Origin of the sequence: Aquamicrobium aerolatum DSM 21857 (assembly GCF_900113935.1) — a bacterium.
Lineage (GTDB): Bacteria > Pseudomonadota > Alphaproteobacteria > Rhizobiales > Rhizobiaceae > Aerobium > Aerobium aerolatum.
The window spans coordinates 1-18591 of sequence record NZ_FORF01000024.1 but is presented as its reverse complement, the minus strand read 5'-3'; the positions used below and the strand labels follow the sequence as shown (position 1 = coordinate 18591).

General features: G+C 56.7%; 12 protein-coding genes and 2 pseudogenes. 3 read left to right on the top strand and 11 right to left on the bottom strand.

Annotated features, from left to right (window positions below; all coding sequences use genetic code 11):
• Positions 1 to 20: 20 nt before the first annotated feature.
• From BMZ42_RS15715 to BMZ42_RS15670, 10 genes are all read right to left on the bottom strand, one after another.
• Positions 21 to 4082: a rhamnan synthesis F family protein gene (locus BMZ42_RS15715; RefSeq protein WP_091524366.1), complete on the bottom strand. Its 4062-nt coding sequence runs from the start codon at positions 4080 to 4082 to the stop codon at positions 21 to 23.
• A 75-nt stretch (positions 4083 to 4157) separates the two neighbouring features.
• On the bottom strand, positions 4158 to 5204 hold the full coding sequence (locus BMZ42_RS15710) for an acyltransferase family protein (RefSeq protein ID WP_280139878.1): 1047 nt from the start codon (positions 5202 to 5204) through the stop codon (positions 4158 to 4160).
• Positions 5205 to 5298: 94 nt separating this feature from the next.
• Positions 5299 to 6639, bottom strand: coding sequence for an ABC transporter ATP-binding protein (locus tag BMZ42_RS15705; RefSeq protein ID WP_175556750.1), 1341 nt, complete (start codon positions 6637 to 6639; stop codon positions 5299 to 5301).
• Positions 6629 to 7495 (bottom strand): ABC transporter permease, encoded by an 867-nt coding sequence (locus BMZ42_RS15700; RefSeq protein ID WP_091524360.1) that lies wholly within the window; start codon positions 7493 to 7495, stop codon positions 6629 to 6631. Before BMZ42_RS15700 ends, BMZ42_RS15705 begins: the two co-directional genes overlap by 11 nt.
• Positions 7496 to 7706: 211 nt before the next feature.
• Entirely contained in the window at positions 7707 to 8453 is a 747-nt protein-coding gene (locus BMZ42_RS15695; RefSeq protein ID WP_091524358.1) for an ABC transporter permease, read from the bottom strand.
• Positions 8450 to 9388, bottom strand: coding sequence for an ABC transporter ATP-binding protein (locus BMZ42_RS15690; protein WP_091524356.1), 939 nt, complete (start codon positions 9386 to 9388; stop codon positions 8450 to 8452). Before BMZ42_RS15690 ends, BMZ42_RS15695 begins: the two co-directional genes overlap by 4 nt.
• Complete coding sequence (locus tag BMZ42_RS15685; RefSeq protein ID WP_091524354.1) at positions 9385 to 10593, bottom strand: ABC transporter permease; 1209 nt, start codon at positions 10591 to 10593, stop codon at positions 9385 to 9387. Before BMZ42_RS15685 ends, BMZ42_RS15690 begins: the two co-directional genes overlap by 4 nt.
• A 3-nt stretch (positions 10594 to 10596) precedes the next feature.
• Positions 10597 to 11511, bottom strand: a complete 915-nt coding sequence (gene osmF, locus BMZ42_RS15680) for a glycine betaine ABC transporter substrate-binding protein OsmF (RefSeq protein ID WP_091524351.1) — start codon at positions 11509 to 11511, stop codon at positions 10597 to 10599.
• Between the two features lie 105 nt (positions 11512 to 11616).
• Positions 11617 to 14244: an AAA family ATPase gene (locus BMZ42_RS15675; protein ID WP_091524349.1), complete on the bottom strand. Its 2628-nt coding sequence runs from the start codon at positions 14242 to 14244 to the stop codon at positions 11617 to 11619.
• Positions 14241 to 15365 (bottom strand): metallophosphoesterase family protein, encoded by a 1125-nt coding sequence (locus BMZ42_RS15670; RefSeq protein WP_091524347.1) that lies wholly within the window; start codon positions 15363 to 15365, stop codon positions 14241 to 14243. Before BMZ42_RS15670 ends, BMZ42_RS15675 begins: the two co-directional genes overlap by 4 nt.
• A 132-nt stretch (positions 15366 to 15497) precedes the next feature.
• Between BMZ42_RS15670 and BMZ42_RS15665 the strand changes: the two genes are divergently transcribed.
• A complete protein-coding gene (locus tag BMZ42_RS15665; protein WP_139207961.1) occupies positions 15498 to 15842 on the top strand; it encodes a two pore domain potassium channel family protein in 345 nt (114 codons plus the stop codon).
• Positions 15843 to 15912: 70 nt separating this feature from the next.
• Here the strand turns inward: BMZ42_RS15665 and BMZ42_RS15660 are convergent.
• Positions 15913 to 16110 (bottom strand): annotated as a pseudogene (locus BMZ42_RS15660) (site-specific integrase); the annotation flags it as partial.
• A gap of 144 nt (positions 16111 to 16254) precedes the next feature.
• Here BMZ42_RS15660 and BMZ42_RS15655 point away from each other — a divergent pair.
• On the top strand, positions 16255 to 17493 hold the full coding sequence (locus tag BMZ42_RS15655) for a PAN domain-containing protein (RefSeq protein WP_244523291.1): 1239 nt from the start codon (positions 16255 to 16257) through the stop codon (positions 17491 to 17493).
• 69 nt (positions 17494 to 17562) lie between these two features.
• Positions 17563 to 18591 (top strand): annotated as a pseudogene (locus tag BMZ42_RS15650) (IS3 family transposase); the annotation flags it as partial.

Below are 18591 nucleotides of genomic sequence, written 5' to 3'. Positions count from 1 at the left end.
AATCCACCTTTTTCTCAAAACTAGCTTTCGCTTACAGATGCGTGTGGAGCCATACGTGGGGTGGACGTCAACCTCACCAATTTATGTGCAAGAAAATCGTCGAGATCCTCGGGTCGATCGATCTTGGTAACGCCGACGGGGCTTTTCAAGAGATCTCGCCTGGCGATCTTGATCCAATCATGCCCCGACACCTCACAGACAATGGCATACAGACGCTCCACGGCATGCGCCAGAGTGCTATCCTCCTGACCGCCTTCGACAGGGAACTCATCGAACGACATTTCCAAATCCAGCAGAGGGCGCAAGGCGGCCGTCCGGGCCCAGAACATTGATCCCGAAGGAAAATCTAGCGGATGACCTTCACGCAACTGATACCCAAGCCGCGCCGAGAGAGCCTGACATTGTTCGAAATTATTGTCCCACGACACCCATTGGCGAATATACTCGAAATGTTGCGGGAAGATCATTCCGATGCCTGACGAACGGTCGAATATTTCCAGAATATCCTGCACCTGCTCTACAGAGCCGAGTAGCGTCTCATACAAATATCCGCGCCACGGAGCTAGATCGCTGTTGTGCACCGATTTTTTGGAATGGAGATGCAGCACAAGATCATAATTGTCATAGACCTCGCGAAAGCCGATCAACTTCGGAGCAATATCTCTGCCCCTGTTCGGCACTACGCGAACAGCAACGGCACCGCCATGATAGCCTGCAAAGACTGTGGCGATGTGATCTGCTTTCTCCTGGGTGTTTGTCGATATAAAAATATCGGTTCCCGGTAGAAGATTGTTGGCATAGCGCAGGATTTCTTCCGCAACTTCGACATAAAAAATATGGAAGACAGCTGCCACGCCGTGCCCATTTTCGCGCCGTAGCGGACGGTATCCAAAAGGTAAGGCCACGGATGGTCCCGCAATTTCTGCGTTCTGTGAATGCGATGCGGTGCCTTGGGAAATTGTCCGCCCTCTTTCGCCTTCAGACACCGGGAGCACTTCGGCGGCCTGACCAGCAAGATCCATGACGCGCTGAATGGTCGCTCGGAACGCCCCTGGAGAGCACTCATCTTCGATTCGCGCCACCGCGTTAGAGCGCAGCGTTTCCCACAAGTCGCGATCCGTGTAGAGCGCCCGACAATGATGGGCAAATTGGATTGGATCTGAGCTCGCGAGAATAGCGCGGCCAGACTCCCATCCTAGCTGCTCGGCAATCAGGTCGGTAACCACCATGGGAACACCAAGGGATGCAACGTGATGTGCCTTGTGTGGAATCCCGGCTGCAAAACGAGTTGGCACCACCACGAGGCGTGCATCCTCGAAAAACAACTTCAGATTATCTATCCGCCCCAGGAGATCGATCATCTTTCCATCGAGTTCCGCCAGTGACGGCGCGCTGTTCACGACGCCAACGACCTGCAGACGCAAGTCGGGCATCTTCAGCAATTCGCGCAATTTCGGCAATACTTCTGCCGCGAACCAACGGATGGAATCGGCGTTCGGAGAATCATCGCCATGTATCGCGCCAAGGAACACGATGTCCTTACGCTTCTCGAACGGTGCCGACGTCAGGTCCTGATGAACCTGATGCCCCAATACAGCGACATTGCTCAGGCCGCTTCGTTGCATGATCTTTCGTTCAGACTCTGTGACAGAGAGAATAAGATCACTGCCTTTCGTCAATGCCAACTCATCCTGAATGAGTTTCTCCTGCGCCTGCCCGGAAAGCGGCGTACCCTCTAGCTGCTTTTTGAGTATTTCTCGATTGGCGAATAGAGCCTCCGCGTCATAGATGAGGCGGGCCCTGCCTTTCAGCAGCGGCTCTTTCGAGAGAACCGCTTGAAGTTCGGCCATATTGTGTGGACGCGAGACAAAGATTGCATCGTAATAGTTGCTGCGCTCCCGAAGAAAAGCGGCCAGCCCTTCGTCCCGGACAAGCGGCAAAATCACTTCGACATCAATCGGCTGGGTTTTCCAGATATCGTGCCAGTTCTCTGGTTCCCTCAGCATTGGGAATATCGTCACCTGTGCCCCGGCACGACTAAGCTCGGCAACAATGTCCTGGGCACGTGGCAGGCCGGCACCCAACCACGGCTTTGGCACCCGATCCTCCAGAAAGAGGATGCGTGGCGCGCGCGCCCGGTGGAAGCGCGCGCGCAAGACGTTCTGGGGATTTGTTTGATGTTGCTGCGCGAGCCAGTCCGCATGGCGGCTGCGAAAGGTTTCCAGATTCCGCTGTTGCAACTGCAGGGCGTCTGAGACTTTACCGGAGCTTGCGAACTCGAAGTGGTGGATCGTCACCTTCGGATTGTAAACCACGCGCAGATTTTCTTTCCACACGCGCACACAATAGTCCGTTTCCTCGTAATATGCCGGTGCATAGACCTCATCCAGCCGGCCTAGTCGCTCGAACAAGCTGCGGGGCGTCAGCAGGAAAGCCCCAGAGCAATAATCGACATCGCGCTGGAACATCACTTCGTCATCGTTCGGATTTCTCCCCCGTCCATAGCCGAGACAGGTTCCGTCCGCCCATATGATTGATCCAGCCTCCTGCAGGCGACCATCCGGCAAAATGATCCGCGCCCCGACCGCGCCGATTGACGGATCTTCGTCAAGCATCCGAACAGCGTTTTCCAAGGAGCCGGGAGTTAGCTGAGCGTCATTGTTCAGCAGCAGTATATGGCGTCCGTTCGCAGTCCGGCTCGCCGCATTGACGCCGCGCAGAAAGTGCAGATTTTCCGGGTTGCGGATGATGGTCGCGCCATCAAGCCGCTCCAGCAGAGCGTGCGTCTGGTCGGTAGAGCCATTGTCAAACAGGATCGTCTCGATCTTGACAGAGCTGTCTGCAAGACACTCCTTGATCGCGGAAAGGCACGCATAAGTCATTTCCGCCTGGTTGTAGAGAACCAGTATGATGGTAACGTCCGGAGCAGCCGAGCTGGGCAGACGCAGGCGGGCGCCCGCGTTCAGGAATGCGTCAAGTCGGCTGGACATCATGGAGCGTACAGCGTCGCGAAGACCTACATTGTGGAGCGCAGACTCTTCGCGTGTCGCAGTTGTCGTGCCACCGCGGGTGCGTCGAGCAATCGCCTGAATGTAGCGACGCAGGTATCGGCTGTAAGCCTTGCTGGCAAGGCGCAATGGTCGTGTCACGCGCCATGAGGTCGAACCATAAAGCTCGTGAATTGTCTTCGAGAGCTCTGAATTGTTTCGCTTGGCGCTGCCCAAAGCCTCCTGAAGCGAGGTGACGGCAGCTTCCAGCTCATTCTTGGCGGCGTTCAATTCTCCGATATGACCGCGCGCATCTTCAATGGCTTCATGGGCCTCACCAAGCGCACCCTGCACCGCTTCCAGCTCTGTGATCAGTTCAAACCTGCGTCCACGCACAGCAAACGCCGTTCGTACACGCGTGCGTTCGTCTTTCTGCCCATTTGCGTCGAACAGCGCCTTGATTGTGCCTGGAAGCGAGTTGCCAACCCCCAACACGCCCAGACCATTGGAATGCTTGAATTCGAATGAGGGGAAGTCTGCGCTGATTTCGTCCCACAGCTTCCAAACACCGAAGCCTCTTTCATGGACGTTGGTGTCGTGAAAAAGTACAATTCCTCGTTCTGATAGTTTATCTACCCAGGTATCGAAATCATGTTTGACAGCCTCGTAACTATGCATGCCGTCAATATGAAGAAGATCGATCGTCCCCGGTGCAAAATCAGACAGGGCATCATCAAAGGTCGACCGCACAAGAGTTGCGGAAGACCCAAATTCATCACCTACATACTGCCTTAACTCGTCGTAGATCTCGTTGCCATAATATCCGGCATGCTCGTCACCTTGCCAAGTGTCGACCGCATAGGCGCGAGTGTCGAGCGCGTGCTTCTTGATCGAGTTGCAGAATGCACTGAATGAATTGCCAGTATGAGTGCCAAGCTCCACCAAGATTTTGGGAGCGGCTGCTTTGATGAGCCAATGAGCAAATGGGATATGCCCTGCCCAGGGACCCGGAGCGACAAGCCGTGCAGGCTCCCAATCAAGCTCCTCACCGAGATCAAGCTTTTCGATCAGCGCCGAAGATTTAAACTTTGCCATAAGTGCAACTCCGAACCTTCGCTCCAGCGAAAGTCTTAGCCCTAAAAATTAAACGCGAAGGTGATAAATATACAGCTATCTTTTGAGGAGAAGTGCTCTTTTCTCCACCAGATTCCAAGAAGCGCAAGCAAGCATCACGGTCGGAACGAATGCAATGATAGCAAACACATATGGATTCATTTCCAGGCCGAACAATGACAGCACAATCTGCTGCACAGGCCATGCGAATACGTAAGTCCCATATGACAGATCACCTAACTTTTCGTACCAATTGACCTCTACCTTCGCGTAGCATCCGACGAAAATCACCAGATAGCTGAAGCAGACAAAAAAGAACGCATCCTTCACTATACCCGGATTACTAGCTGCAAGTGCAAGAGCCACCAAGGCGAAGAATGCGATCCATGGGCTGAGTGGGATGTGATCCCTATAAATCCAAAAAGCAGCACCGATGCTAAAAAACACCGCCAATCTGGTCGTGGAATAGAGCGGAAGATTGCGGGCAATCATCCCGCACTGATCCGACCACGAGCAACCGCTGACGCTCAACTGATAATATCCAGCCGCCAGAAGTACCAAGACTACCCAAAATCTTTCCGGTCGCAAAACCTTGCCCAAGAAAAGAAACGAGATGACGACATAGAAAGAAGCCTCGATCGGCAGCGTCCAAAGGGAGCCATTGATCATTTGGCCATGCGGCAGGTCCGTGAAGACGGTCGGAGCCGATGGGACCACAGTAAACACAAACACGTTGAGGAACTGACGCAGGTTAAGCGAGAAATACTGCGTCAAACTCGCATCAGTAAATATCGGCCCGATGATAAAGACTTGCAGAAGAGTGACGACAGCAAGCGCTGGAACAATACGCAGAAACCGAGCTCGGTAGAAGGCTTCGATATCGCCTCGTTCTACCGAACGGCAAATCAGGAAGCCGCTGATAACGATGAACGCATTGACTCCAAACCCGCCACCGGTCTCATAGCCTCCCAAATGGGCGAACGGCTCATAACTATGGCCTGACAGCGGAAACGAGTGGCTAATCAAAACCAGACTCGCTGCGATCATACGAATAATGTCAAAATTGTTCCGCTGCGACTGAAATGAGGATCCTACCGTACGCAAAAATCACCTATTCACAATCGCCCACTTGAACCGGAAAAATACACAACAGCGTGGGAATGAACGAAACGAGTTTGCCCCAACTCATAAGTTCCATTTAGCCTCCTCCTTCATCCAGAAGGAGATCAATAGAATTCATCGGCACACCAAGCAGGCCTTGAATCTCTATTTCATTTATGACTTTGAAAATCAGTGCATCATCGATCCAATGATGATGAAGATGGTCGTCCTGAGTTCCGTCCGCGACTGCAGCGGTCACCGAGTAATCCCCATTCGGCATGAACGGAAGACGAAAGCGGAATGACGCCGTCATGGCGTCGCCTTGGCGGGCTCCTGGGTTGCGATCAGCGTAGGTCGCGAACGTATTGTTGCCAAAAAGGTTCTGACCCAGGCGATCCTTGACGTAGAAACCGATGATCGGGCTTTCCAGATCTCTGTTTGCCACGATTTCAACCTGCAATGTAACTTCGTCGCCCGCTGTCAGTAGCGTCAGTGGCGCGCCATTGCTGTCGAGAAACGACACGTGGCGGATGGTGGCGCCGCCGTGTCCATAGGAGGGAGCTTCCGCGTCAAACGAGAATATCTTGACCTTGGGCGCAGAACCACTCTCGCGCAAGAGTTCCTCGGTCTTGTCTGCCACCGGCTCGACGGCTTCGAGACGGCGTCGGCTTCCCCCGATATGAAATGCACTGGCGTTGCTTTTGCCTTCCTCAATCGAGGCCTGGTAGGCAAGGCAGACGTCCTTTGCGGCCCCAGCCATCCGCACGGTTCCAGCGTCGAGCCATACCGCGTGCTCGCACAGATTCAACACCGCAGCAGAATCATGGGAGACGAACAGCAAAGTTCCGCGCTCGCGAAAACGACGCACGAAACGCATGCATTTTTGCTGGAAAGCAGCATCGCCTACGGAGAGTATCTCGTCGACGATCAGAATATCCGGATCGACATGCGCCATCACCGCAAAGGCAAGGCGCGCATACATGCCGCTGGAATAGAGCCTGACCGGTTGGTCGAGAAAGTCGCCAATCTCGGCAAAGGCGATGATTTCCGGCTCCTTGGCTTTGATTTCCGCTTCAGAAAAGCCCTGTACGGAAGCAGCAAGGCGCAAATTCTCACGCCCGGTAAACTCGGGATTGAAACCTGCACCAAGCTCCAAGAGCGCACCAATGCGGCCCGCAACGCTGATCGAACCAGTCGTTGGCGGCACGGTTCCGCACAAAAGCTTCAGGAACGTTGATTTGCCGGCGCCGTTGTGGCCGATCAGCGCGACAGTCTGCCCCTTGCGGACTTCCAAGTTGACGTCCTGCAAAGCCCAGTAATGATCGTAGTATTTCTTTCGTCCAAAGCTCAGCATCTGCTTCAGCCGATCTTCGGGACGCTTGAATATCGTATACGCCTTGCCGAGGCCATCGGCCTTGATCACAACTTCAGACGACATCGGCAAACCCCCGACGGGTCTTTACGAACCAGATATATCCAAGCCACGCGACCGCGGCGCTCGCCGCCACGCCCAAGAGGTAGCTACCCCAGTTCGGAAGCCGTCCGTAAAATATCAGTTCACGCATCGACTCGATGATCGGAGCCAGCGGATTCAACATGATGATCGGCCGGACTGCTTCGGGCAATATCGACACGGGGTAGAACAATGGGCTCAAAAACATCAATGCCGGGATCACAATCGCAATCAACTGCCGCAGATCACGGACATAGACACCAAGGGCTGACAGGAACCATGACAGCCCCAGCGTGAGCAGGCACAATGGCAGGAGAGGCAGCGCTACAAGCAGTGTAGTGATCGGAGGAAGGCCGCGCTGTACGAGATAGAGGACCATCAGGACCGCAAAGCCGATCGCAAAATTGAACAGGGCAGCCAACAGACTGACGACAGGCAGAATTTCAGTCGGGAAAACCATGTTCTTGATATAGCTGGTGTTTTCCAGCATCAGCGACGGCGCTCGACTGACAAGCTCCGCAAAAACGTTGAAGACAAGCAAGCCCGTGAACAAGAACAGCGCATATTCCCATGGTGAGCCGCTGGCCTCCTGGCCCCATCTGGCCTGAAGAACCACACCAAACGCAAATGTGTAGACGCCAAGCATCAGCAAGGGCTGCAGGATCACCCAGAGGATCCCGAGCCGGGAGCCCTTGAACCGGCCCTCCAGCTCACGCTGGGTCATGCGGAGTATGAGCTGCCTGTGCTTGTAGACGGTCGTCAGCATCGACTTTGGCGACAACGTTGCCCAACCGTCTTCCGCGTTCGATTGACGCAGAACTCGAGGCGTCTGGCTTTCCATATCTGTCCTTGATGTCGCAATTCGGGAGCACGCGTATGCCGCCCAAAACCAGCATAGGTGTGGCCTTTTTATGAAGGATGGCATGGAAGGTCAATTGCAACTGATGCAATCGACAACTGTTCCGAGGGCAGCTTCGGCGCCACCAATCAGTACAAGGCGCCAACATTACTACCGCTGGGTCAGCGTCGGGAAAGAAGATCAAGAAACTCGATCAGTCAGTTTGATTGTCGATCGATCGTGCCAGCCGACGCTCCATCAGCATCAGGGCGTCGTGCAGCAGCACCGCCATTACGGCGACGACCAGTCCTCCCTGCAGGACAAAGGCAGTATTGTTGGAAAGCAGCCCTGCGATGATCACCTCACCGAGAGTGCTCGCCGCTACGGTCGACCCGATCGTCGCCGTCGCAAGACTGATCACCACCGCGATCCTCACCCCTGCGAGAATAAGCGGAACACTCAGCGGCAACTCGATCTGCATCAGCTTCTGAAACCCACTCATGCCGGCTCCGCGCGCAGCTTCGATGACATCTCGCGGCAACGTGGTCAAAGCAGTCAGCGTATTCTCGAAGATGGGCAGCAATGCGTAGAGGAACAGGGCGATCAATGTCGGCCAGGTTCCAAATCCAAATACCGGCACGGCGAGAGCCAAAACCGCTACCGGTGGGAAAGTCTGACCGATATTGACGACGCTACGCGCGAAAGGCAGCAACTCTGCCCCCGCTTCACGGGTAACCAGAATGGCCATGCCAACGGCGACAATCCCCGCAGCCAAGGTGGCAGCCGCCACGATTGCCAAATGATGCCATGCGAGTGTGAACAGGCTTTGTCGGGTGTAGATGGCCGGGGCACCGTTCCGCGTCAGCGGCGCAAACATCGGCTCAAACAGTTCGGGCCAGACCAGGAACAGCACGAGCAGAGCGAGAACTGCGACCCGCACCAGGTTCGTGATCCAGCTCATACCGGTTTCGCTGCCCGGTTCAGGACCGTTTTCAGTTTGGCCTGTCCAACGATCATCCCATTGTCGTCATGAACCGGAATCGCCGACCTTCCCGACCACAGGAGCTCGGCAAGAGCGTCGCGCAAGGACGCGTCCAGCGAGATCGGAGCGCCCTCAGCCTCACCCGGCTCGACAATGTCCGCAACGCATCCGAACGACAGCATCCGGAAAGGTCGCTCACTGCTTCCCACCAGAGTTTCAACAAAAGGGTTCGCCGGATTGGCCATGATCTCGGCTGGCGATGCATATTGCAGCAGCCGGCCGGCATCCATCACCGCAATCCTGTCGCCCAGCGTTACCGCTTCATCCATGTCGTGGGTAACCATCACGATGGTGGTGCCAATGGCCCGGTGAATGGCTAGCAGATCATCGCGCGCCTTGCTGCGGATGATCGGGTCCAGGGCGCCAAATGGCTCATCCATCAAAAGGACATTCGGTCCTGCAGCAAGCGCACGCGCCACGCCAACCCTTTGACGCTGCCCACCCGATAACTGATGAGGAAATCGCTCTGCGTAAACTGCCGGATCAAGTTGAAAGAGCGCCAGCAATTCAGTCACCCTGGCATGGATCCGCTGCTTGTCCCACCCCAGCAGGCGCGGCACGGTGGCGATATTTTCGGCAACCGATCGATGCGGAAAAAGCCCGTCGCCCTGTATCGCATATCCGATCGAGCGCCGCAGGAGGTGCCCCGGTATCAACTCATTATCGGTACCGTCCAGACGAATGCAGCCGCTGTCACGTTGCACCAGCCGATTGATCATCCGAAGCAGTGTCGTCTTGCCTGAACCCGACATCCCAACGATCGTGACGATCTTGTGCGGCTCGATGACCAGAGACACGTCATCCACGACCAGACGACCGTCATATCGCTTGCTGACATTTTCGATCTCGATCACGTATCTGCTCGCTGTTCTGTCGGGACCGAGCTTGCGTCGATCACCGCATCGAGCACCACTGCCGTGCCGAATGCGAGCGCGACCGTCGGGACCGCGCCGAGCAGAACCAGGTCCATTGCCATCTGCCCGATGCCCTGAAAGACAAAAGTGCCAAACCCGCCGCCGCCAATCAGCGCCGCAATCGTCACCAGCCCGATATTCTGCACCAGGACGATCCGGATACCAGTCAGGATCACCGGAAAGGCGATGGGCAACTCGATCCGAAGCAGCTTCTGCAGCCACGTCATCCCCATCCCACGAGCGGCATCGCGGATCGTCGCAGACACGTTCGCTAGTCCGGCCACCGTGTTGGCGACAACGGGAAGCAGCGAGTAAAGAAACAGGGCAATGAAGGCAGGGGCCGCGCCAATGCCGCGAATGCCGAGCGCAGATGCACCTGGAACATGAAGAGCGATCCAACCCAACGGCGCGATCATCAGCCCGAACATCGCCATCGACGGCACAGTCTGCACCGTGTTGAGAACGGTAAGGATCGCGGTCTTTGCCCGTGGCATCCGAAAGCACAACAGCCCGAGCGGCACACCAACAAGCACTGCGGCCGCCATTGACCCGAACGCAAGCTGAAGATGAGTTGCAGCTTCACTCCAGAAGCTTTCTGAGCGGCTCCGATACTCATTCATGATCGAAAGATCGTCCCAGACGCCGAAAGACAACGCCCCAAGTACGGTCCCCGTGACAGCTGCGAGAAGTGCCACACGCACGCCCGGACGAAGCGACATGCGGGACAGCCCTTCAACTGAAAGAAGCGAGAAGGCAAATCCCACAAGCCAGAAACCCGCTGCTGGCGAGACCCGCGCCAGTTCGTCCCCGTCGGAAAGAAGATTTTCGCCGGCAAGTCCGACCAGGGCGAACATGCAGGCAACGACGGCAATTCCAGCCACCGCGCGCACGACAGGCCGGGAGCGGACCAGCGCGACGATGCAGCCGGACGCAACGACGACGATCGCTGCATATGACAAGCCTGAAGGAAGAGACGCCCAGAGACTGACGCCCTGACCGGGCACGATGCGATTGAGGCGAAACGACACGAACGAATTTCCCGCCACCCCATATGCAGCCAGCAAGGCGATCAGAATTCCCAGCCGGTCAAACTGTGTGGCAAGGAACGCGCGCTGCCCACTGGCGGGTCGTGCAGGAGCGTGCATCGCCTATTTAAGGAAGCCGTTTTCGACCAGAAAATCACGCGCGACGGAACTGGGCTGCTCACCTCTTACCTGCACCCTCCCGTTAAGCGTTTGCAATGTCGTGAGATCGAGCTTCTCGAAGACTGGTTTCAGGAGCATTTCGATCTGCGGATACTTCGCGAGCACTTCCTCACGGATCACTGGCGCGGGCTGATACACCGGCTGCACGCTCTTGTCGTCTTGCAGAACAACAAGCCCGGAAGGCGCGATGCCGCCATCAGTCCCGTAGACCATAGCGACATTGGCGCCACTTGTCTGATTGGCTGCTGCCGCAATCGTTGCGGCAGTGTCGCCGCCGGACAAAGTGATCAGTTGCTCTGGCTTGAGCGTAAAGGAATATGCAGTCTGGAACGCCGGCAATGCTGCAGCCGAGTTGACGAACTCGGCTGAGGCCGCAAGCACGACATCACCACCGCCAGCGACGTAGGCGCCGAAGTCTGACAGCGTCACCAGCTTGTTGGCGTCCGCAACATCCTGCCGCACCGCCAGACCCCAGGTGTTGTTGGCGGGAGAAGGCGCGAGCCATACGAGCTTGTTGGCTTCATAGTCGAGCTTTTTTGCTTCCTCATAGGCGCCAGAAGCGTCTTTCCAGATTGGATCGTCGGCCTTGTCAAAGAAGAAAGCAGCATTGCCGGTATATTCAGGATAGATATCGATCTCGCCGGCGACGATCGCATTTCTCACAACAGGCGTCCCACCCAACTGGATTCGGTCCGCAGTCGCAATGCCGTCCTGATCAAGGACGAGCTTGATGACATTGCCGAGAACACCGCCTTCGGTATCAATCTTGGAAGAGACCACAACCTGTGCGCTGGCCGTCCCGAAAGCGGTCAGAGCAAAGGACACGAATGCAGCGGCAAATACAGATGACGACCTCATGGCCCCCTCACTTTGTCAGTCAAAGTTCAGGGTTAACGTCGCAAACTTCATGAAAGTTGCGTCGATATGCAATGTTTTTGGGAAGCGTCTGCAATTACGCGCGTTTCACGGCTGCCAATCGATCATTTCCAGAACATTTCCTCCCAGCTTCTGGAAGGCCCTCTGGCGGCAGGAAAACACGATGATTTGCTGGTCGCGCGCCTGACGATGCAGAGCATCAAACATCTTTTCGATGCGGTCATCGTCAGAATAGACCAAGGCATCGTCAAGAACGACAGGCGCAGGGCGTCCATCACGCGCGAGCAGACGGGCAAAGGCCAGACGCGTCAGAACCGATAATTGCTCCCGCATCCCGCCACTGAGACGCTCGACATCCTCCTCCTGACCGCTGCGGATGATTTTTTCCGGCAACAGCGACTTGTCGTCGAAACTGATCGCGACGTCATCGAACAACAATGACAGCAATGGCTTCAGCTCGTTGACCACCGGCTTGAGATAGAGTTCGCGTGCCTGCGCGCGAGCCGTCTCCAAGGCGGCACCAAGCTTCTGCAAGACTGCGATCTCCTTTTCGAAAGCCGTGACGCGTGCTTGGGCAAGCTCCAGAGCTTCACGCGTTTCTTGCCACTCCTCCTCGACGGCCTCATCGGACCCGGCACGGATCTGCGCGTTCAGACCAGCCAGCCTTTCGCGCAAAGCGGCAATTTCCTTGTCGGCAGCCTCTTCTACTGAACAGGCACGGTTCGACGCAGCCATCGCGGCTTCAAGGTCCACTGCATCAGCACAAAGACTGTCCACCAAGCTCTGCGCGTGTTCGTGCCGCGCCTCCAACGCAGCGCGTGTTGCCGCAAGTGTCGCGCGGCGGGTCTCCCACTCCTCTTGCGCAGTGCCGAGAATTGCGTCGATCTGTGCCTTTTCCGCCTGCAAGGCTGCAATTGCCATCTGGACAGCGACAAACGCCTCATCTGCTTGCGCGCGGCGCGGCTCGACTTCTCGCTGCCTCTGTCTGGCAAGTTCGCGTTTTTGCTGCGCGAGCGAAACTTCTGTCCGCAACTGCTCCGGATCAGCTTTCAGCTCCAAAAGCTCTCCTTTGTCTTCAACCTCGCACGCCGCAAGCGCTTGGCGAAGCTTGGCCAGCCCCTCTGGTGCCACCAGCGAAAAACGCGCTTTCAACTCACGCAGCCCGGCATCAAGCTCCTGACCGCGCGCCTGCGTTTCCCGCGCCTGAGCCAGCCCCGTCGCGCCCATCCTGTTCAGCAGGTTGCTTCGATTTTCTTCAAGTTTTCGAAGGCGCGCGCCGACTTGCGACGACTGGCTGGATCTCAGCGTGATCATCGCCACACCCGGAATGGAAAGACGCGCCGTCTCCTCGTAACTCTGCTCGCTCCCGTCTTCCAGGGTTTGCTCGTCCAGCGATACACGCACGGCAGACTCTGAATGATAAGAGATCGACACTGACGGCTTTCCTGCTTCTTCGACCGCTCGCAATTGCGCGATCTCGATCTCGAGCTTCTGCAAGGCGTCGACGTCTTCCTGACGAATGCGCAACGTGTCCCGCCTCGCCTCGCCTTGCTCGATCTCAAGCCGCATTTTTTCGGCATGGTCCAGCTTGTGCTCCAACTCAGCCTTGAGTTGTGATGCTGCTCTCGCCCTCAGACCAGCCTCAAGCCTGGTCAGCAGATCGCGCGCCTCCTTCTCCGCCACTTCGGCAGCGTCAAGATCTGCCCGCGTCACATCCACCTCAACGGAAGCTGCACGCCGCTCATCTGCAACCTGGCTCAACTTCTGCTGCTTGGCCTGCAATCGGCCGGCCAGTGTGTTTGCGCGCGCCAGAGCTTCATCAAAGCTGGACAAGCTCGCTTCAGCGGCTTTCCGCTGTTCACGAACCAGTTGGAGTTCGGCCTCCGCCGCCCTCATTTTCTCACCATGCGCTTTCGCCCTGTCGAGAGCTTTCTGCGCGTTCTCGCGAGCCAGACGGCGGGCCTGTCTCTCCTCTGCATGGTCCAGCTCGGACAATCTGCGCATGGCGGCCGTGCGCTGATCCAGAGCCGCGCGCAAACGGCCGACCTCATCGGCAAGCTTCGTCTCGGCTTCCCTCAGCCGGTCTTTTTCCTCGAGCGCCAGCGCATAGCGACCTCCTGCCCGCGGACCACGCTTGGAAACCAGCTTCTCGAGCTCCTGAGTGACCGATGTCATGATCTCCGCCATGCGACGGCCACCAGTGATCGCTTCGACCTCGCCCTGAACCGATTCCAGCAAGCTCCGGCGCACCTGCTTCTCGCCCTCCTCCTCGGCGTTGCTGCGCTTTTCGATCCCGGTAAGGCCCTGCCTCACCCATAACAATCCGGCAGGACCGGCGGTGCCACCCTTGACGAGATTGGCGATGAAATGCTCCGCCTCGTCGGCCTGCGCGATGATGTTTCCATGTTGTAGATCGGTGATGCGCGCCCATCCGCCACTGTAAAATTGTTTGGCGAGCCGAAACTGGCCCTTTGCAGTCGTGATGTCCGCTTCCACCATTGGGTTGCCGCCGCTGTAAGGACGCAATTTGCGGACAGCATCGGGCATGCCCGAATGGCGCTGAAAGAACAGGGCATGAAGCGCTTCGAAGCTGGTCGATTTGCCAAACTCGTTTGCCGCGCACAACACGTTGACACCATCGCCGATGCCTTCGATCGCAACACCGCGATTGGCAAAGCGCTTGACGTTGAAGAGACGCAGCGCCGAAATCTTCATGCTGTCACCTGCTGCGCATAGGTATAGAGCCGCGCAAGTGCCCCACGCGCAATGTCACGCTCATCAGGTGAAAGGCTCTCATTGGCAGCTTCCGCAAAAAGCGCGTCCGCCGCTTCCCGCAACGCGCCAGACGCATCGATCTGGTCGAGGTCGTCAGCAACGCATTCAGTGACCAGCTGGTCCTCATCCAGTTCCAGGAACGCGAAATCAGGAACTGCTGCATCGATTGCCTGCATCAGCGCGGCGCGCTGCTCAAGATGCAGGCGGCCGCTTGCCATCACGCGCAGCAGCGTCTTGCGACGTTCCCTCAACTCGGGCAACGCCCCTTCAAGCACATCCTGCGGATCTTGCTGTCCAAGAAGATGCAGATCCAGCATCCTCCAGGTGAAGCTTGCAGTTGGCAGACTTTTGATCTGCGGCAACGCACCTCGGCCCTCAAGCGTTACCAGCAAAGCTTCACCCGGTCGCTCATGCTTGAAACGGTCAGGTTCGGGAGCGCCGCTATAGCGGGTCCGCGGGTCGATCTCCAGCGCGCCGTGCCAGTCGCCAAGCGCCAGATAGTCAAGTCCCGCCATTTGCGCTCGGTTTGGATCGATGACGTCGAGCACCGACGCCTCCTCAGAAAAACTGCGGATTGCGCCATGACCGAGCCCGATGCGCAGGACGCCGTCACCACTTGCGGCATTGTCCATCCACGCAGTTACGTCACGACCGGGACGACGCGTCGTGCAGGGCGCTGGCAGCAGGACGACATCAGGCGAAAGATCTATCATGCTTGCCTCTGTGGCCAGCACGACATTGGCGGGCGCCTCCTCCTTAAGCGTCGACCAGAGTTGTGTCGCCTGCAGCGAGTCGTGATTTCCTGGCAGGATCACCCAGCGGATCGGCGCATGGTGGCCCATCTCGGACAGCGCCTGCCTGCGAATATCGGGCGCGGGCGTCTCTGTATCGAAGGTGTCGCCGGCCAGAAGAACCGTCTGAACGCCATTTTCGCGCGCATGCGCGGCGAGACGCGCGATCACAGCATGCCGCGCTTCGCGTAACCTGGCAGGCAGATCACCAGCAAAATTGCCGAACCGCTTGCCTAGGTGCAGGTCGCTCGAATGGATAAAACGAAACATGGCTCACAAAGGGCTTGGGAGAAACAACCGGAGGGCGGACATCTGCTATAGCCCGATCTGACCGACGAGGCGAGCCAGAGCCTATCCGCAGAAGACTTGTCATATCGCGCGGCTGAGCTATTGATCGCAGGCATGTATGAAAAGATTTCCGATCGCCTGATCTCGAGCGAACGCTTTATCTGGCGGCTATGCAAGCACGCCCTTTACGTCGTTCTTCTCCTGGCCACCTCGGTGATTGTCGGTGCGCTCGGCTTTCTTGCGTTCGAAAACTACACGCTTGAAGACGCGATGCTGCATTCCGCCCACATTCTTGCAGGGTTGGGGCTCATTCAGTTACCTGAAACCTATGCCGGTCGGGTGTTTGTCGCCTTGTTCGGGCTCTATGCGAGCCTGTTCTTCCTTGCCGCCTTCAGCGTCATTTTTGCGCCAGTGGTACATCGCATCGTCCACAAGCTTCACCTCGACGCCGAAACCTAGGCGACGCTCTGCGTCTACCGACGCGCGCTGCTTATCAAACCATGCAAATGGCTTGTGATCACGAACCATGCTCAAGGAAGGCTCCAAGCGTCGTTGTCTCGAGCATCTTGATGTCTGGCGCAGAACCGAAACGATCGACCTGGGCTTCGAGATCACGCGCCCACTTTTCAGCCTCGAGCTTGCTGTCGAAGCTCTTTGCGCGTGGCTTCATTCCTCGACGACGCACCTGCGCCTGCCAGCGCCCTCTGAGCTTCCGGATCGTTGCCATGTGAGACCTCCAACGGGTGTTGATGGTCTCGCGTAGGGCACCCCAGTAGGGGAGCCAAGGACTATCCCGGCACAATCCAGCTAGCCTTGCAACTGACGCTCGCATGTGGCTCCATTAATATCGAGTTTGGTAAGGGGTCTCGCCGTGCGTTTCATTGGCTGTATGTTTTTGTTTCTTCTGTGTGCAGCAACGCCGGACGCCAAAGCTCAGAGCTTTGGTGCTTTTTCTGCAGATGCCAAGAATGGCGTTATACGTCTTGACGGAGATATTGATGCAGGATCAGCGCTAGATTTTCGACGCGCACTTAAGGCAGCGCCGGAGGCTGAACTTCTCGTTCTCAATAGTGGTGGCGGCCTGGTCGCAATGGCATTGCTCATTGCGGACGACGTGCATAGCAAAAAGCTATCGACAATCATTCCACGTGGCTCAAATTGCTATTCTGCTTGCTCGTTGATCTTCTTGGCAGGTCATGAGCGCCAGGCAGACGGTGAGCTCGGCGTGCACCAAATATCGAACGACACCGGCAACTTGATCAGCGCTCAAAATTCGATTTCAGATATTCTCGATGTGCTCAATCGGTTCAATACGCCGATTGAGGTTCTTACCATCATGTTCAAGACACCACCCAAAGATATGTATGTTTTCTCTAGCGAGGACATCGCGCGCATTGGGATCAATCGACGGCGGGGAGACGTTCAACAGGAGTCCAGCTTGACGAATAATGCAACTGACACAACAGAACAGGTCAGCCGCATGTCAATGAGGGAGACAGCAAGCCTTCCTAGCATTGAGCGAGATTCGAGGGTGATCAAAGGGCTCTCTGCAATCGAAGGATATGCGAGAAGATCAAATAGGCTCGCTGTTTATCAAGGGCTCGACTTCTTTGGAGCCGATATCGGCACTGCTCGCGTTAGTGATGCTTCATCCTGTGCGTTAGAGTGCTTCAAGCTCGCCGGGCAGTGTAAGGCATTCACCTACAACACCGATGAGCGCATCGTAAGGGGCCCAAACTGCTTCTTGAAGGAGCAACGGGGCGCAAGGGACGGCAATGTCGTCGCGATCTCGGGCGAACTCCTTCGAGCGAATGACCAAGAGCCAAGAGTTTTCTCGATAGGGGTTATCGACCCAAACAAGGGAGTATACGAGCAGGTCGATCTGCCAGGCGGCGATCTGTCATCACGGCCACATGCGCACTCAAAAACCGCCCAGCAATGCCGTTTAGCTTGCGCGGCCAACATTCAGTGCATCGCATTCACCTACGTGAAAAGCCGAGCCGATTGTTGGTTGAAGGGCTCTGTTGGAACACCGCGTTTCATGGACGGTGCGATCAGCGGTTTAAAAACCTATCAATCATTCGAACCAACTGTCCGGCGTCAGCGCTGATGGTACCAAACTGGCTTAACTGAGAACGGAGGATTTCTGGTTCATCGTAGCCTTTCAAAAGGAGCGAAGATGAGACAGAAATCCGGGACAGGGAAAGCGCCTGCGCAGCAGGTCATCAAGGACATCCGCCGTGCAACCCGCAAGCAATATGGTGCGGAAGAGAAGATCCGCATTGTGCTGGAGGGATTGCGTGGTGAGGAGTCGATCGCCGCGCTGTGCCGGCGTGAGGGGATTGCCGAGAGCCTTTATTACAATTGGTCGAAGGAATTCCTGGAGGCTGGCAAGAAGCGGCTTGCCGGCGACACAGCACGTGCCGCCACCAGTGACGAAGTAAAGGTGCTGCGCAAAGAGGCACGCGATCTCAAGGAAGTCGTCGCCGAGCAGGCGCTGGAACTGCGGCTGTTTAAAAAAAGCATGATCGCGGATGGGGGCGACGACGAATGAGATACCCCGCATCCGAAAAGCTGGAGATCATCCGGCTGGTCGAGAACTCGCACCTGTCGGCGCGGCGCACATTGCAGAAACTCGGCATACCGCGCTCGACCTTCAATCGCTGGTATGACCGCTTCCTTGCCGGCGGCGTCGATGCGCTGGACGATCGCAGGCCCCGACCGAACCGGGTCTGGAACCGCATCCCCGATCAGGTGCGTGACCAGATCGTCGAGCTGGCGCTGAACGAGCCGGAGCTGTCGCCGCGGGAACTGGCGGTCACATTCACCGACACGAAGGGCTATTTCGTCTCGGAATCCTCGGTCTATCGCCTGCTCAAGGCGCATGATCTGATCACCAGCCCGGCCTTCATCGTCATCAAGGCCGCCGACGAGTTCCATGACAAGACGACAGCACCGAACCAACTGTGGCAGACTGATTTTACCTATCTCAAGGTCATCGGCTGGGGCTGGTTCTATCTGTCGACTGTGCTCGACGACTTCTCACGATACATCATCGCCTGGAAGCTATGCACCACGATGAAGGCGGGAGATGTCACCGACACGCTGACCATGGCCCTGCAAGCGTCCGGCTGTGACAGCGCAAAGGTTGCGCAGCGACCGCGGTTGCTCTCTGACAATGGCCCCTCATACGTCTCGTCCGACCTTG

Bases quoted from the DNA above. Each gene is read 5' to 3' on its own strand.
- BMZ42_RS15685 (WP_091524354.1), bottom strand. From the start codon at position 10,593: ATGCACGCTCCTGCACGACCCGCCAGTGGGCAGCGCGCGTTCCTTGCC.
- osmF (WP_091524351.1), bottom strand. From the start codon at position 11,511: ATGAGGTCGTCATCTGTATTTGCCGCTGCATTCGTGTCCTTTGCTCTG.
- BMZ42_RS15700 (WP_091524360.1), bottom strand. From the start codon at position 7,495: ATGGAAAGCCAGACGCCTCGAGTTCTGCGTCAATCGAACGCGGAAGAC.
- BMZ42_RS15675 (WP_091524349.1), bottom strand. From the start codon at position 14,244: ATGAAGATTTCGGCGCTGCGTCTCTTCAACGTCAAGCGCTTTGCCAAT.
- BMZ42_RS15705 (WP_175556750.1), bottom strand. From the start codon at position 6,639: ATGTCGTCTGAAGTTGTGATCAAGGCCGATGGCCTCGGCAAGGCGTAT.
- BMZ42_RS15665 (WP_139207961.1), top strand. From the start codon at position 15,498: ATGTATGAAAAGATTTCCGATCGCCTGATCTCGAGCGAACGCTTTATC.
- BMZ42_RS15670 (WP_091524347.1), bottom strand. From the start codon at position 15,365: ATGTTTCGTTTTATCCATTCGAGCGACCTGCACCTAGGCAAGCGGTTC.
- BMZ42_RS15715 (WP_091524366.1), bottom strand. From the start codon at position 4,082: ATGGCAAAGTTTAAATCTTCGGCGCTGATCGAAAAGCTTGATCTCGGT.
- BMZ42_RS15695 (WP_091524358.1), bottom strand. From the start codon at position 8,453: ATGAGCTGGATCACGAACCTGGTGCGGGTCGCAGTTCTCGCTCTGCTC.